12 protein-coding genes are annotated in these 15,093 nt (G+C 64.0%); 8 read left to right on the top strand and 4 right to left on the bottom strand.

Annotated features, from left to right (window positions below):
- Positions 1-83: 83 nt before the first annotated feature.
- Positions 84-1,064, bottom strand: a complete 981-nt coding sequence (locus tag CTATCC11996_RS00085) for a YihY/virulence factor BrkB family protein (protein ID WP_003071721.1) — start codon at positions 1,062-1,064, stop codon at positions 84-86.
- Positions 1,065-1,426: 362 nt separating this feature from the next.
- Between CTATCC11996_RS00085 and CTATCC11996_RS00080 the strand changes: the two genes are divergently transcribed.
- A complete protein-coding gene (locus CTATCC11996_RS00080; protein ID WP_003071720.1) occupies positions 1,427-2,965 on the top strand; it encodes an acetyl-CoA hydrolase/transferase family protein in 1,539 nt (512 codons plus the stop codon).
- A 125-nt stretch (positions 2,966-3,090) separates the two neighbouring features.
- Here CTATCC11996_RS00080 and garD read toward each other — a convergent pair whose 3' ends face one another.
- The 3 genes from garD to CTATCC11996_RS00065 form a co-directional block, all read right to left on the bottom strand.
- Positions 3,091-4,656 carry a galactarate dehydratase gene (garD, locus tag CTATCC11996_RS00075; RefSeq protein WP_003071718.1) on the bottom strand — a complete coding sequence of 522 codons (1,566 nt, stop codon included), beginning with the start codon at positions 4,654-4,656 and terminating at the stop codon, positions 3,091-3,093.
- Between the two features lie 161 nt (positions 4,657-4,817).
- Entirely contained in the window at positions 4,818-5,819 is a 1,002-nt protein-coding gene (locus tag CTATCC11996_RS00070) for a Bug family tripartite tricarboxylate transporter substrate binding protein (protein ID WP_003071717.1), read from the bottom strand.
- Positions 5,820-5,936: 117 nt separating this feature from the next.
- Positions 5,937-7,232: a glucarate dehydratase family protein gene (locus CTATCC11996_RS00065; RefSeq protein ID WP_003071716.1), complete on the bottom strand. Its 1,296-nt coding sequence runs from the start codon at positions 7,230-7,232 to the stop codon at positions 5,937-5,939.
- A gap of 101 nt (positions 7,233-7,333) precedes the next feature.
- Here CTATCC11996_RS00065 and CTATCC11996_RS00060 point away from each other — a divergent pair, with 101 nt between their 5' ends.
- From CTATCC11996_RS00060 to CTATCC11996_RS00030, 7 genes are all read left to right on the top strand, one after another.
- Positions 7,334-8,131, top strand: coding sequence for a FadR/GntR family transcriptional regulator (locus tag CTATCC11996_RS00060; protein WP_034347898.1), 798 nt, complete (start codon positions 7,334-7,336; stop codon positions 8,129-8,131).
- Between the two features lie 308 nt (positions 8,132-8,439).
- Positions 8,440-9,417 (top strand): Bug family tripartite tricarboxylate transporter substrate binding protein, encoded by a 978-nt coding sequence (locus CTATCC11996_RS00055; RefSeq protein WP_003059547.1) that lies wholly within the window; start codon positions 8,440-8,442, stop codon positions 9,415-9,417.
- Positions 9,418-9,458: 41 nt separating this feature from the next.
- Positions 9,459-10,370, top strand: coding sequence for a 5-dehydro-4-deoxyglucarate dehydratase (kdgD, locus tag CTATCC11996_RS00050; RefSeq protein ID WP_003071714.1), 912 nt, complete (start codon positions 9,459-9,461; stop codon positions 10,368-10,370).
- A 56-nt stretch (positions 10,371-10,426) separates the two neighbouring features.
- Complete coding sequence (locus CTATCC11996_RS00045; RefSeq protein WP_003071713.1) at positions 10,427-11,386, top strand: Bug family tripartite tricarboxylate transporter substrate binding protein; 960 nt, start codon at positions 10,427-10,429, stop codon at positions 11,384-11,386.
- A 96-nt stretch (positions 11,387-11,482) separates the two neighbouring features.
- Complete coding sequence (locus CTATCC11996_RS00040) at positions 11,483-12,448, top strand: Bug family tripartite tricarboxylate transporter substrate binding protein (RefSeq protein ID WP_034347897.1); 966 nt, start codon at positions 11,483-11,485, stop codon at positions 12,446-12,448.
- 91 nt (positions 12,449-12,539) lie between these two features.
- Entirely contained in the window at positions 12,540-13,505 is a 966-nt protein-coding gene (locus tag CTATCC11996_RS00035) for a 2-hydroxyacid dehydrogenase (RefSeq protein ID WP_003071710.1), read from the top strand.
- A 37-nt stretch (positions 13,506-13,542) separates the two neighbouring features.
- A complete protein-coding gene (locus CTATCC11996_RS00030) occupies positions 13,543-14,880 on the top strand; it encodes an enolase C-terminal domain-like protein (protein WP_003071709.1) in 1,338 nt (445 codons plus the stop codon).
- Positions 14,881-15,093 lie beyond the last annotated feature (213 nt).

The following is a 15,093-nucleotide window of genomic DNA, read 5'->3' as shown; positions in this document are numbered from 1 at the left end:
GGCCTGCATTAGCAGGCCTTTTTACATTTTCGACATGACGCAGATGGTTGCGTGCGCAGGTATGGCAGTCGATCTTTGCCGCTTCATATGTTCTCCCCTGCATTTTCGGGAAGAGGCTGCACATCCATGTGTGTGGCGTTGGACGGATTGCGCGAGACAAACGGGATGCCCAGTTGGACCCTGGACTTGCTGCAGGCCTTGGCCGTGGCGGCCGAGAACAGCAGGATGGCCGAGGTGAAATAGAACCACATCAGCACCACCACCAACGAGCCGGCTGCACCATAGGCCGATACCACGGCGGCGGTGGACAGATACCAGGCCAGGGCCTGTTTGCCGATGGTGAACAGGGCAGCTCCCGTCAGCGAGCCCAGCAGCAGGTATCGGGTGACGGGTTTGATGCCGGTACCCATGCGCATCAGACCCCAGAACAGCAGCACTGCAATGCCAAAGGACAGGCCCTCGTTGATCAGCCCCATCAGCGGGCCCAGCGGCACAAGCTGCAGCTCGTCATTGGCCCATTTGGTGATCATCTGGATGGCGGTTGAAATCACCATGGACACCAGCAGCAAAAAGCCCAGGCCCACGACATAGCTCAAACCCCACAGACGTGAGACGGCCATGCTCCACCAGGGCTTGTTTTCCTGCGGGCGAGACTCTTCGCCCATGGACCAGAGCTTGTCCAGCGAAGCCTGCAGCTCTACAAACACGCCCGTGGCGCCCGAGAGCATCATCACCAGACCAAGCACGGACGCGAGCGAGCCCTGATTGGAATTCTGGGCGCTGGCCAGCGCGCTCTTGACGACCTGTGCCGCGCGCTCTCCGACCACGCTCTGTATCTGGCTGATCAAGGTGCTTTCCACATAGCTGCGATCCAGCCACCAGCCGAGCAGCCCCACGACGGCCAGCAATAGCGGCGCCAGGCTCAGCATGCCGTAAAACGACATGGCGGCACTCATGCGCAGACCGTCGGCCTGCAGCCAGAGTTGCACGGAGTCGATCAGCGGTTGCAGGGGGTGGGCGAGGCGTCGCAGCTTGTGCTGCCAGCCGGAGGTATCAAAAGCCATGTGTCGAATTCTGGTTGCTGAACCATGGTCGTTTTGTCAGCCTATGTCTGCTGGCAGTGAGTACAGGCAAATATTTTGTAATTTCCGCCTGCATTCTGGCAACTCCGCCATGGAGACAAATTTCAGCAGTTTCAAGTTTTCATCTGTTGTCCGTTGAGCGATGGGTGCTCACTTATTTGAGTTGTGAATTCAATTTCGCTGGCTTCTTTTAAGAAAGCGCATCGGGGTTTTCTCTAGTCAACTACGCTTGGCGACCTTCTGTGTGTCGTAGTTCAATCCGGGTTTGCACCAGTCAAAGTGCAACTCTTTAACTACAAAAAGCCATATCGCTTCACGAAAGCTGGCAAGACGAGACACATTACATGCAGACTTCCTTTTCCACCGCATCTCCTGCAGATCGCGTGCTTTGCCCTGTCTTGCGCGAACGCATCATGTCGGCGGACCAGGCCGCCGGCCTGATTCAATCCGGCATGACACTGGGCATGAGCGGCTTCACTCCCGCAGGTGCGCCCAAGGCCGTGCCCCAGGCATTGGCACGCCGCATCGAAGCGCAGAACGCCAGTGGCGGCAACTTCCGCATCAGTCTGTGGACGGGAGCTTCGACCTCGCCCGAACTCGATGGCGCACTGGCCAAGGTGCATGGCATTGAACGCCGCCTGCCCTACCAGAGTGATCCCACGGTGCGCAAAGAGATCAACGAGGGGCGCATGCAGTATGTAGACATCCATCTGTCCCATGTTGCGCAGCATGTGTGGTTCGGCTTCCTCGGTCATCTTGACGTGGCGGTGATCGAAGTGGCGGGCATCCTGCCCGACGGTCGTCTGATTCCATCGACCTCGGTGGGTAACAACAAGACCTGGCTGGAGCAGGCCGACAAGATCATTCTCGAAGTCAACAGTGCCCAGCCTGCCGAACTCGAGGGCATGCACGACATCTACTACGGTGCGGCCGTCCCGCCCAGGCGCAAGCCCATACCCATGGAGCACCCGTTCGACCGCATTGGCGAGCCCTATCTGCATTGCGATCTGAGCAAGGTGATTGCCGTGGTACCAACGGCCCAGCGTGACAGGCTGGCAGCGTTCACGGCACCCGATGAGGGCTCCATGCGCATTGCCGAGAACATCATCGACTTTTTGCAGCACGAGGTGAAAGTGGGCCGCCTGCCGCCCGAGTTGCTGCCGTTGCAGTCGGGCGTTGGCAATATCGCCAACGCCGTGCTGGCGGAGCTGAACAACGGCCCGTTCGACCACCTGAACGCCTATACCGAGGTGCTGCAGGACGGCATGCTGGACATGCTGGAGTCGGGCAAGCTCGATACAGCATCGACCACCTCGCTGGCGCTGAGCCCGGCGGCCATGGAGCGCTTTCTGGCCAACATCGACTACTACCGCCAGCGCATCATGCTGCGCCCGCAGGAGATCTCCAACCACCCGGAGCTGATCCGCCGCATGGGCCTGATTTCGATGAACGCGCTGATCGAGGCCGATATGTACGGCAACGTCAACAGCACGCATGTCATGGGCTCGTCCATCATGAACGGCATTGGCGGCAGCGGCGACTTTGCACGCAACGCCTATCTGTCCATCTTCATGACGCCATCGACGGCCAAGGACGGCAAGATCAGCTGCATCGTGCCCATGGTCTCCCATGTCGATCACACCGAGCACGACGTGCAGGTCATCGTGACCGAGCAAGGCCTGGCCGATCTGCGCGGCCTGGCTCCGGTGCAGCGCGCACGTCTGATCATCGAGAAATGCGTGCATCCCGACTACAAGGCGGCGATGAGCGAGTATCTGGAGCGCGCGCTGCGCGATGCACCGGGCAAGCACACGCCACATTTGCTTGATCAGGCGTATGCCTGGCATCAGCGCTATCTGAAGACGGGCTCCATGCAGGCTTGATCGCTTGCTGAAGCACCCATGAAAAAATGCTGCCTTGGCAGCGTTTTTTTTATGATTTCTGCTCGCAGCCAACCAATTGCTTGCACAAGCTGCTACAGCTTCAGAAGCATGATCAGTGCGTGGCTTCAGGTCACCGGAGCCGGGTTGAACAGCACCAGCGCGTTATGCAACTGCCAATGCTCGGCCCAGGTCTTTTTGCGGCCGCTGGCGACATCGAGCATCAGCCTGAACATCTCCCAGCCTATGTCTTCGATCGTGGCCTCGCCGTCGGCAATGCGTCCGGCGTTGATATCCATCAGATCGTGCCAGCGTCGCGCCAGGTCGCTGCGCGTGGCCACCTTGATCACCGGCACCTGAGCCAGACCGTAAGGCGTGCCGCGGCCCGTGGTGAAGACATGCAGGTTCATGCCGGCCGCCAGCTGCAGCGTGCCGCAGATGAAGTCGCTGGCCGGCGTGGCCGCATAGACCAGACCCTGGCTGATGTCGCGATCGGCCAGCCGCTGACCCGGTGACAGCACGCCGGTGATGGGGGCTGTACCGCTCTTGATGATGGAGCCCATGGCCTTTTCGACGATGTTCGACAATCCGCCTTTTTTATTGCCCGGTGTGGTGTTGGCGCTGCGGTCCACACGGCCCTTGTCCAGATAGGCGTCGTACCAGGCCATTTCCTCGATCATGGCTTCGGCCACTTCGGGGCTTGCAGCGCGTGAGGTGAGCTGGTCTATGCCGTCGCGCACCTCGGTCACCTCGCTGAACATCACGGTGGCGCCCGCGCGCACCAGCAGGTCGGTGCAAAAGCCCACGGCCGGGTTGGCGGTGACGCCGCTGAAGGCGTCGCTGCCCCCGCATTGCACGCCCACCACCAGGGCGCTGGCAGGCACGGTCTCGCGGCGGCGGGCGTCGAGGCGGCGCAGATGCTGCTCGGCCTGGCGCATGATGGAGTCGATCATGGACATAAAGCCCACATGGGCCTCGTCCTGCAGACAGACCACGTCCAGTTCGGGTTCACGCTCGTCGACGATGGGAAAGCTGCCTGGCGGCAGCAGGCGCTCGGGTTGCAGCTTTTCACAGCCCAGGCTGACCACCATGACCTCGCCGCCGAAGTTCGGGTTGCGGCTGATATTGCGCAGCGTGCGCTGCGGGATCTCTGCTCCCACGGCATCGATGGCCACGCCGCAGCCATAGCTGTGCTCCAGACCCACCACGTCGTCAACATGGGGGTAGCGTGGCAGCAGCTCGGACTTGATGCGGCGCACCGCAAAGTCGAGCACCCCGGCCACGCATTGCACCGTGGTGGTGATGGCCAGGATGTTGCGCGTGCCCACCGTGCCGTCCGCATTGCGGTAGCCCTCGAAGGTATAGCCTGCCAACGGCTCCAGCACGGGCGGCTTGACGGTGGCGATGGGCAGGCCCTCAAGCGAGCGTGCCTCGGGCATCTGCAGCAAGCGCTCATGCACCCAGCTGCCGGCAGCAATGGGCTTGAGCGCATAGCCGATGATCACGTTGTAGCGGCGCACCGCACCGCCTTCGGGAATGTTCACCAGCGCCACTTTGTGCGCCTGCGGTACCTTGTCGATCAGCACCAGCCCCCCGGGCATCACCGTGCCCGCAGGCAGGCCCCCGTCATTGGCCACGATGGCCACGTTGTCGGCCGGATGCATGCTGATGGAAAGCGGAAGTGGGGTACTCATGTCAATGTCTCAATTTTCTAGGTGCCTGTCGCAATCGGAGTGCAGCCCTCGCAGACTTCAGGTTCCCAACTCAGGAACGCCGAGCAAGAGCCGCCTTGCGGCGAAGGCGTTGTCCCCCTCCACGAAGTGAGAAGGGGGACGGCGCGAAGCGCCTCAGGGGGTCATTCAGCTTTTATTCCAGCTGACTTGATCACCTTGGCCCATTTGCTCACCTCGGCCTTCTGGTAGTCGGCCAGCTCGACGGTGCTCATGTTCGACGGCAGCATGCCGAAGTTCTTGAGGCGGGCCTGGACTTCGGGAGTGGCCACGATCTTCAGGATTTCGGCATGCAGGCGGTCCACGATGGGCTTGGGTGTGCCCGCAGGGGCGAAAACGGCCTGCCAGGAGCCCATGTCGAAACCCTTCTCGCCGGCCTCGGCAATCGTGGGTACATCGGGCAGTGATTCCAGGCGCTTGGAGCTGCTCACGGCGATGGGGCGCAGCTTGCCGGACTGGATGTGGGGGCCGACAACCAGGGCCGTGTCGAACATCATGTCCACCTGTCCGCCCATGACATCCTGCACGGCGGGACCGCTGCCCTTGTAGGGGACATGGGTGAACTTCACGCCGGTCTGGTAGGCCAGTAGTTCCAGCGCCATGTGATTGGAGGTGCCGTTGCCCGGAGAGGCCGAGGTCAGACCGCCCGAGGAGGCCTTGGCCTTGCTGCCGGCCAGCACGTCGGCCAGAGTCTTGTAGGGGCTGGAGGCAGGCACCACCAGCACCAGAGGGCCGGAGCCGAGCATGGCGACGGGCGTGAAGGACTTGACGGGGTCGTAGTCCAGCTTGGAGTACAGGCTGACATTGATGGCGTGCGAGCTGATGGTGCCGCCCAGAATGGTGTAGCCGTCGGCCGGGGCACGTGCCGCCAGAGCCGAGCCCACGCTGCCGCCGGCGCCGCCCTTGTTCTCGATGACCACGGGCGTGCCCAGGGCCTTGCTCAGCGGCTGCGCAATCACGCGCGCCAGGGTGTCGGTATTGCCGCCGGGGGGGAACGGCACCAGATAGGTGATGGGCTTGCCCGTGGGCCAGTTGCCCTGTGCCAGTGCGGGTGCGGCGACAAGGGATGTGCCCAGCAGCAGGGTGCTGGCGGCGAGGGTGGATTGAAGCAGGGTGCGGCGTTGCATGATGGTTGTCTCCGGTTGAAAAGCGTCTTCTTGCGCTGTGGAAAGGGGGCGATCGAACCAGCTCGGCTTGGGCTGGATGTTTGCTCTTTGCGGTCTCTATGTGCAGGGGGCTGGAGTTCAGAAGCGCGGTTGCCTGCCGGTGAATTCCGGATCGTATTTGCGCATCTGGCCCAGGTCGTCGCGGTTGCGGATGCCGCAATGCAGATAGTTGTCGTGCAGTCGGGCCAGGGCCTCGCGGTCCAGGGTCACGCCCAGGCCGGGCGTGGTGGGCACGCGCAGGCTGCCCTGCTCGAACTGCAGGCGGCCGCCTTCGACGACCTCCTCGTCCTGCCATGGATAGTGGGTGTCGCAGGCATAGGTCAGCAGGGGCACGCTGGCGCACAGATGAGTCATGGCCACCAGACTCACGCCCAGATGGGAGTTGCTGTGCATGGACAGGCCCAGGTCGAAGGTGCGGCATAGCGTGGACAGGCGCTGTGTGGCACGCAGGCCGCCCCAGTAATGGTGGTCGCTGAGCACGATCTTCACGGGGCAGCCCATGTCGGCGTTGCGGCGGAACTCGGCAAAGTCCGTCACCACCATATTCGTGGCCAGTGGCACGTCGCACTCGCGTGCCACAGCGGCCATGCCGTCCAGGCCCGGGGCCGGGTCCTCGTAGTACTCGAGCACGCCGCGCAACTGCTGCACGATCTTCAGACTGGTTTCCACAGTCCAGTTGCCATTCGGGTCGATGCGCAGCGGTGTGCCGGGGAAGGCCTCGGCCAGCGCCAGGATGCCGGCAGCTTCCTGCTCGGGTGGCAGCGTACCGGCCTTGAGCTTGATGCTCTGGAAGCCGTATTGGTCGATCATGCGTCGGGCCTGGGCCACGAGCTGGGCCGGCGTCAGGGCTTCGCCCCAGGCGTCGGGTGCATAGGGCTGGTCCACATGCTCGGCGTATTTGTAGAACAGATAGGCCGAGTAGGGCACGCGGTCGCGTGCGGGGCCGCCCAGCAGGTCGACGATGGGGGCCTTGGCCATCTGGCCCTGCAGGTCCAGCATCGCGACCTCGAAGGCGCTGACCACCTTGGCCACGGTCTTGGAGACATGGGTGCCTGGGGCCAGCGAGACCTGCTGACCCAGAAATTCCGAGGCTGTGAGTTTGGGCGGAGTGACCAGGGCCGCAACACGGACCTCCATTTCATTGAGGGCCCAGGGCGAGAGCCCGACCAGGGCCGGTGCGGCCTTGGCCAGAGCATCCAGCATGGGCTGGTCGCCATAGCTCTCGTTGATGCCGACCAGGCCGGAAGCAGTCTCGATCTCGATGATGGAGCGCAACGCCCAGGGCTCGTGAATGCCGGCGGCGTTGAGCAGCGGCGGATCACGGAAGGCAATCGGCGTGATGCGGATGTGGCGGATCTGGTGAGAAGTGCTCATCTTGAGATGACTGGTGCGGCGCAGGAGCTGCGGGCCGAGGTTGAAATAGGGAGTCTTTGTGGTATGTTGTCGTACAACTGAAAGCCATTATCATCAGGCTCATGAGTACTCAGACATCGGAATTACCCCAATCAACCCCGTCTTTGCCGCTGACGGAGGGGTACGCGCTGCGCAGCAAAACCAGCAAGGGCAGCCGCAGTCTGGCGAATCTGTTGTCCGAGGAGTTCGAGCACAAGATCCGTCAGGGCCTGCTGCATGAGGGGGACAAGCTGCCCACCGAGTCCGAACTCGTGCGCAGCTATGACGTCAGCCGCACCGTGGTGCGCGAGGCGCTGTCCAAATTGCAGGCTGCGGGTCTGGTCGAGACCCGCCATGGCATAGGCACGTTTGTGCTGCCCGCGCGCCAGAGTGCAAGCCCCATGCTCAGCGCGCGCGAGCTCAGCGAGTCCGTCGATGTGCTGGCCGTGCTGGAGCTGCGCATCAGTCTGGAGACCGAGGCTGCCGGTCTGGCTGCCCAGCGCCGTAGCGAAGCCCATCTGAAGGTAATGAGCGAGGCTCTGCAGGAGTTCGAGCATCATTTCGCCCTGGGGCACGACACCGTCGAACATGATCTGGCCTTTCACCTGAGCATCGCGCAGGCCACAGGCAACCGGTATTTTCAGGACATCCTGCAGCATTTCGGGACGCTGTTGATTCCGCGCAATCGCATCGCCTCCATGCATACGCCGGCACGCGATCCCGACTATCTGCGCCGGGTGAACCGCGAGCACGAGGAGATCTATGCCGCCATCGTGCGCCAGGATGCCGATTCGGCCCGCGCCGCCATGCGCATCCATCTGACCAACTCGCGGGAGCGTTTGCGCCTGGCCCAGCGTCTGAGCCTGAGCGCCGAGTCCTGAGCCCGCCGTGCCCAGGCGCCTGGGCGGGCGCTTGATGGAGGAGCCTGACCGCAGCAAAGCGCGGCGGACTGCCCGCAGCATGCGGCGGTCGCTGTGGCTCCGCTGCGCCAAACATATGAAGGCTATTTAAAAATGATAGCTTGAAACGCTCTTCATTATTGAGTTTGAAGCGTATTTAATGGATGAGGGTCGCACGCGCTGAAGCCTGATCAACGACGGTGACCCGTGCTTACCCTTAGAAAAAATGTCTTGGTGTTCAAAAAAACCTAGTTGTATGATGACTGACCACAACAAGGAGACATTTCACCATGGTCCGACGCTCGCACTTTCTGCGCTCTCTGCTGGCCCTGGCGGCCGGCGGTTTGCTGTCGTCCACATTGCTGGCTGCCGATGCCTGGCCCAGCAAACCCATTCGTCTGGTCGTTCCCTATCCGCCCGGCGGCAGCTCCGACATCATTGCGCGCTCCATCGGGCAGCTGATATCCCAGGAGCTCAAGCAGACCGTGGTGATCGACAACAAGCCCGGCGCCAATGGCAATCTGGGCGCTGAGTTCGTCGCCCGCGCACCGGCCGACGGCTATACCTGGCTGCTCTGCGATCTCGGTGCACTGGCCATCTCTCCCTCGATCTATACCAAGCTCAGCTTCGATCCTTCCAAGGCGCTGCGCGGTGCGGCCATGCTGGCCTATTCGCCCCATATGCTGGTGGTGCACCCCTCCGTCCAGGCCAGCAATCTCAAGGAACTGGTGGAACTGTCCAAGAAGCAGGACCTGAACTTTGCCGTTACCGCATCGGGCAGTGCCCCCCATCTGGCCGGCGTGGAGCTGGCCCGGATCACCGGCGCCAAATGGGTGTATGTGCCCTACAAGGGCGGCGTGCAGTCGGTGCAGGACACGGTGGCAGGCCAGACCCAGGTGCTGATGAACGGCATGCTGGCCACCTATCCGCATGTGCAAAGCGGCAAGCTCAAGCTGCTGGGCATTTCCAAGAACACCCGCATGCCCCTGATTGCCGATGTGCCGACGCTGGCGGAGCAGGGCGCACAGGGCTTTGCCTCGGGCACCTGGCAGGGCGTGGTGCTGCCCGCCAAGACGCCTGAAGCCGTGGTGCAGCGTGTGAACCAGGTGCTGCTCGGTGCCATCCGCTCCACCGAGGTCCGCTCCCGGCTGACCGGCCAGGGTGCCGAGGTCGTCACGATGACGCCCGCCGAAACCGACAAATTCTTCAATGCCGAGCGCGCGCGCTGGCGCGCCGTGGTGCAAGCCGCCCAACTGCAGCTGGATTGAGCTGCCAGATCTTTTTTGCTCTCCTCTTTTCAAGGATTACCATGACACCCCAAGACCTCAAAGACGTGATGAGTTCCGGCCTGCTGTCCTTCCCCGTGACGGACTTCGATGCCCAGGGCAACTTCAATGCCAAGGGCTATGCCGCACGCCTTGAATGGCTGGCCCCCTATGGCGCCAGTGCCCTGTTTGCTGCGGGCGGCACAGGCGAATACTTCTCGTTGTATGGCGAGGAATACGGTCAGATCATCAAGACCGCCGTGGATACCTGCCGCGGCAAGGTGCCCATCATTGCCGGCGCCGGCGGCCCCACCCGCACCGCCATTGCCCACGCCCAGGAAGCCGAGCGCCTGGGCGCCCACGGCATCCTGCTGCTGCCCCACTACCTGACCGAAGCCGGCCAGGAAGGCCTGATCGCCCATGTGGAGCAGGTCTGCAAGAGCGTGAAGTTCGGCGTCATCGTCTACAACCGCGATCGCACACGCTTCACGCCCGAATCTCTGGCCATTCTGGCCGAGCGCTGCCCCAATCTGGTGGGCTTCAAGGACGGCATGGGCAATATCGAGACCATGTCCTCCATCTTCATGAAGATGGGCGACCGCTTCGCCTACCTGGGTGGCCTGCCCACGGCCGAAGTCTATGCAGCCGCCTACAAGGCTCTGGGCACGCCCGTGTATTCCTCTGCCGTCTTCAACTTCATCCCCAAGACGGCCATGGCGTTCTACGAAGCCGTGCGCACTGACGACATGGCCACGCAGCACAAGCTGCTCAAGGAATTCTTCATGCCTTACCTGAAGATCCGCAACCGTGTCGAAGGCTACGGCGTGAGCATCATCAAGGCCGGCGCCAAGCTGGTCGGCCACGATGCCGGTCCCGTGCGCGCTCCCCTGACCGACCTCAAGCCTTCCGAGATGGAGGAACTCAAGGTCCTGATCGACAAGCTCGGCCCCCAGTAAGACCCGATGCAGGGGCCAGGCCAAGAACCGGGCCCCGCGTCTTCAGGAGACAACGCATGAAAAAGATACTGATCACGCTGGGTGCCACCCTGGCCCTGGCTGCCCAGGCGGCCGGCAACTTTCCCGACCGGCCCGTCAACATCATCGTGCCGTTCCCGGCCGGCGGCTCCACCGACACCGTGGCGCGTGCGGTGGCCCTGAGCATGGCCGAGCAACTGGGCAAGCCCTTTGTCGTGGAAAACCGTCCTGGTGCCACGGGCACCATCGGTGCGGGAGCCGTCAAGCGTGCAGCGGCCGATGGCTACACCTTGCTGGTGGCCTCGCTGGGCCCTTTTGTGGTGACCCCTCATATGGTCAAGAACGTGCCCTATGACGCCAGCAAGGATTTCGACTACATCACCATTCCCGTGCAGGCGCCCAATGTGCTCGTTGCCAGCCCGACGCAAAAGGCCCGCAGCGTGAGCGAGGTGATTGCCGCGCTCAAAGCCAATCCCGGCAAGATCAGTTTTGCAAGCTCCGGCAATGGTTCTTCGGACCATCTTTCGGCCGAACTGTTCTGGCAGCAAACGGGTACCGAAGCCGTGCATGTGCCCTACAAGGGCGGAGCACCGGCCATCACCGATCTGCTGGGCGGCCAGGTGGATTTTTCCTTCCAGAACGTCAATGCCGTGCTGCCCCATCTGCGTAGCGGCAAGCTGCGTGCCATTGCCGTGACCGGCAGCCAGCGTTCGCCCGTGCTGCCCGACGTTCCCACACTGGCCGAGTCCGGCGTCAAGGGCGCCGAGGTCTACTCCTGGCAAGGCATGGCCGCTCCCAAGGGGTTGCCGGCGGATGTCAAGGCCAGACTGGCCAAGGCCGCCATTGTCGCCGTGCAGCAATCCGACATCCGCAAGCGCTTTGTGGAGCAGGGGCTGGAAATCGTGGGCAACACACCCGAGGAATTCACGCGTTTTCAGGCCCAGGAGAACGAGCGCTGGAAGCAGCTGATCCAGACCCGCAAGATCACCGCCGACTGAAGGCGGTCCGCCGCCGACGGGCGCTCTGCGCCCGGCGGCTTTTCCTGCCGCGAACCGCGGCCCATGCACCCACAAAACCGATAACGGAGACAAAGCATGCGACACCCTTCCCGCCGATTGCTGCTCACACTGGTCTTGGCCGGACTGTCCTGCGCCGCCAGCGCACAACAGTCCGGCAAGCCCCTGACCCTGGTCGTTCCTTTCGCGCCCGGTGGCGGCAGCGACACCAGTGCCCGCCTGCTCAGCCAGGCCCTGGCCAGCCGCCTGGGACAGACCGTGGTCATCGAGAACAAGCCCGGCGCTGCGGGGGTGATCGGTGCCGACCAGGTGGCCCGAGCGCCGGCCGACGGCAATACCATCCTGCTGGGCAATATCGGCACCCAGTCCATCAACCCCATCCTCTACAAGAAGCTGCCCTACGACGCCAAGACGGCTTTCGCCCCCATCAGCCTGGTCGCCGAGCTGCCCCAGGTGCTGCTGGTGCATCCCGGCGTGCAGGCCAAGGACGTGGCCGGCCTGATTGCCCTGCTCAAGGCCCAGCCCGGCAAGCTCAGCTACAGCACCTCGGGCCCGGGCGGCTCCATGCACCTGGCCGGCGAGATGTTCAAGAGCGCCACCCAGACCGATATCCAGCATGTGGCCTACCGAGGTGGCGGGCCGGCCATCGTGGACCTGCTGTCCGGCCATGTGCAGATCACGTTTGCCACCGTGCTCGAAAGCCTGGGTCACATCAAGGCCGGCAAGCTGCGCGCTCTGGCCGTGACTGGTGACAAGCGTGTGCCGGCACTGCCCGATGTGCCCACGGTGGCCGAGACCGTGCCAGGTTTCAAGTCCATCTCCTGGGTGGGCGTGCTGGCTCCGGCCAAGACGCCGCAGGCCACCATCGACCGTCTGGCAGCGGCCATCCGCGATACCGTGGCCCAGCCCGACATCGCCCAGCGGCTCAACGAACAGGGCGCTGTCGCCAGGACCACCACACCCCGGCAGTTCGCCGCGCTGATCGAGTCCGACTACACGACCTACGCCCAGCTCATCGCCGAAAAGGGGATCAAGGCCGAATAAGCTTTAAACCCCTGGCGGCCCGTACAAGCGGGCCGCTTTCTCCCCTGGAGGCTGCGGCCTCCACCATTGACCAAAGCAAGGAATTTCCGGCATGGCGACCACCCGACCACGCGTTCTTCAATACGGCAAGATGCCGCTGACCCAGCTTGATGCCGAACTGGCTCAGGCTTACGAGGTGAGCATCCTCTCCGAGCAGCCCGATCCCGAGCGCTTTCTTGCCGAGCATGGCGGCCAGTTCGAATATGCGGTCACCTCGGCCGCCATGGGCCTGCCTGCGGGCGTGGTCGACGCTCTGCCCAATCTCAAGTTCGTGAGCAGCTTCGGCGTGGGCTTCGACGCCCTCGACAAGGACGCTCTGCTGCGCCGTGGCGCACGTGTGGGCTACACGCCCGGCGTGCTCGACGACTGCGTGGCCGACCTGGCCTTTGCCCTGCTGCTGGACGCCACGCGCGGCCTGAGCGAGTCCGACCGTTTCGTGCGCCGGGGCGACTGGAGCCAGAGCCGCTTCGGTATCCGCACCCGTGCCAGCGGCAAGCGCCTGGGCATCTTCGGCATGGGCCGCATCGGCAGCACCGTGGCGCGCCGCGCCTCGGGCTTCGACATGGAAGTGGCCTACCACAACCGCCGCCCCGTCGAAGGCTCGCCCCACCAGTACCTGCCCTCGCTGCTGGAGCTGGCGCGCTGGGCCGACATCCTGGTCATCACCGCCGCCGGCGGCGAAGGCACGCGCCACCTGGTGAATGCCGAAGTGCTGGCCGCCCTGGGCCCGCAGGGCTTTCTGGTCAACGTGGCGCGCGGCAGCGTGGTCGACGAAGCCGCCCTGGCTGATGCCCTGGAGAGCAAGCGCATCGCCGGCGCCGGCCTGGACGTGTTCGAGGACGAGCCCCGCCCACTGCCTGCCCTGCTGGCCCTGGACAACGTGGTGCTTGCCCCGCACATCGCCAGCGGCACCCACGAAACCCGCCGCGCCATGGCCGACCTGGTGCTGCACAACCTGCAGCAGTTCATCGCCACGGGCCGCCCTGCGGCCGAGGTGCCCTGGTCCGCCGCACAGTGATTTCCTTTTCCCTCCGAGTCTGTTGAAGAGCCTTCCCATGTCCACTACCCCGACCATCACCGCCATTGAAGTCATTCCCGTCGCCGGCCGCGACGGCATGCTCATGAACCTCAGCGGCGCGCATGCGCCCTACTTCACCCGCAACGTCGTGCTGGTGCACGACAGCGCGGGCCGTACGGGGGTGGGCGAGGTGCCGGGCGGCGAAGGCATTCGCCAGGCGCTGGAGGACAGCCAGCAGGTGCTGATCGGCCGCTCCATCGGCCAGCACCTGCAGCTGCTGCAAGAGGTGCAGAAATCCCTGGAAGGCCGAGACACCGGTGGCCGCGGCCTGCAGACGTTCGATCTGCGCATCGGCGTGCATGCGGTCACGGCCATCGAATCCGCCCTGCTGGACCTGCTGGGCCAGCACCTGGGCGTACCCGTGGCCGCACTGCTGGGCGAAGGCCAGCAACGCGAGCGCGTGGAAATGCTGGGCTACCTGTTCTTTGTGGGCCCCAGCGACAAGACCGGCCTGGACTACGTCAAGCCCGGCGAAGACAAGCTGGGCACCGACGACTGGACCCAGGTGCGCCACATGACGGCCATGACGCCCGAGACCATCGTGCGCCAGGCCGAAGCCGCCTACGCCCGCTACGGCTTCAACGACTTCAAGCTCAAGGGCGGCGTGCTGGCCGGCGAGCAGGAAGTCGAAGCCGTGACGGCCCTGGCGAAACGCTTCCCCGAGGCCCGCGTCACCCTGGACCCCAACGGTGGCTGGCTGCTCAAGGACGCCATCCGCCTGATGCGCGACATGCGCGGCGTGCTGGCCTATGCCGAAGACCCCTGCGGCGCCGAAGGCGGTTTCTCGGGCCGTGAAGTCATGGCCGAATTCCGCCGCGCCACCGGCCTGCCCACGGCCACCAACATGGTCGCCACCGACTGGCGCCAGATGGTGCACGCCCTGTCGCTGCAGTCCGTGGACATCCCCCTGGCCGACCCCCATTTCTGGACCATGGCCGGCTCGGTGCGCGTGGGCCAGACCTGCCGTGACTGGGGCCTGACCTGGGGCTCGCACTCCAACAACCACTTCGACATCTCGCTGGCCATGTTCACCCACGTGGCCGCCGCCGTGCCCGGCAAGGTCACGGCCATCGACACGCACTGGATCTGGCAGGACGGCCAGTACCTCACGCAGAACCCGCTGCAGATCAAGGGCGGTTTTGTGGAAGTGCCCAAGACCCCCGGCCTGGGCGTGACCGTGGACCGCGAAGCCCTCAAGCGCGCCAACGCCCTGTACCTGGAACACGGCCTGGGCGCGCGCGACGACGCCATCGCCATGCAACACCTGATCCCCGGCTGGAAGTTCGACAACAAACGGCCCTGCATGGTGAGGTGATGCCTCCCCCTGAGGCGCTGCGCGCCTTCCCCCCAGGGGGACGACGCCATCGCTGCGGGGCGGCGCGGCCGGCCAGGCCCTTGCTCGGTGTCCCTGGCCTGGGCCACGCCAGTGGCAAGCGCCATGCCCTGACCGCCACGCCGCTGCGTTTCTCACACTGCCATCGACCCTCTTTTTCTTACGGAGAACTCCATGTCCCGCTACGACAATCTC

Origin of the sequence: Comamonas testosteroni ATCC 11996 (assembly GCF_000241525.1) — a bacterium.
In the GTDB taxonomy this organism is placed as follows: domain Bacteria; phylum Pseudomonadota; class Gammaproteobacteria; order Burkholderiales; family Burkholderiaceae_C; genus Comamonas; species Comamonas testosteroni.
This window is presented reverse-complemented; position numbering and strand designations above follow the sequence as displayed.

What these genes read in the sequence shown, in the direction of transcription:
- CTATCC11996_RS00055 (WP_003059547.1), top strand. Translation starts at nt 8,440, where the DNA reads ATGGTCCGACGCTCGCACTTTCTGCGCTCTCTGCTGGCCCTGGCGGCC.
- CTATCC11996_RS00060 (WP_034347898.1), top strand. Translation starts at nt 7,334, where the DNA reads ATGAGTACTCAGACATCGGAATTACCCCAATCAACCCCGTCTTTGCCG.
- CTATCC11996_RS00035 (WP_003071710.1), top strand. Translation starts at nt 12,540, where the DNA reads ATGGCGACCACCCGACCACGCGTTCTTCAATACGGCAAGATGCCGCTG.
- CTATCC11996_RS00030 (WP_003071709.1), top strand. Translation starts at nt 13,543, where the DNA reads ATGTCCACTACCCCGACCATCACCGCCATTGAAGTCATTCCCGTCGCC.
- CTATCC11996_RS00085 (WP_003071721.1), bottom strand. Translation starts at nt 1,064, where the DNA reads ATGGCTTTTGATACCTCCGGCTGGCAGCACAAGCTGCGACGCCTCGCC.
- CTATCC11996_RS00065 (WP_003071716.1), bottom strand. Translation starts at nt 7,232, where the DNA reads ATGAGCACTTCTCACCAGATCCGCCACATCCGCATCACGCCGATTGCC.
- CTATCC11996_RS00070 (WP_003071717.1), bottom strand. Translation starts at nt 5,819, where the DNA reads ATGCAACGCCGCACCCTGCTTCAATCCACCCTCGCCGCCAGCACCCTG.
- CTATCC11996_RS00045 (WP_003071713.1), top strand. Translation starts at nt 10,427, where the DNA reads ATGAAAAAGATACTGATCACGCTGGGTGCCACCCTGGCCCTGGCTGCC.
- CTATCC11996_RS00040 (WP_034347897.1), top strand. Translation starts at nt 11,483, where the DNA reads ATGCGACACCCTTCCCGCCGATTGCTGCTCACACTGGTCTTGGCCGGA.
- kdgD (WP_003071714.1), top strand. Translation starts at nt 9,459, where the DNA reads ATGACACCCCAAGACCTCAAAGACGTGATGAGTTCCGGCCTGCTGTCC.
- CTATCC11996_RS00080 (WP_003071720.1), top strand. Translation starts at nt 1,427, where the DNA reads ATGCAGACTTCCTTTTCCACCGCATCTCCTGCAGATCGCGTGCTTTGC.
- garD (WP_003071718.1), bottom strand. Translation starts at nt 4,656, where the DNA reads ATGAGTACCCCACTTCCGCTTTCCATCAGCATGCATCCGGCCGACAAC.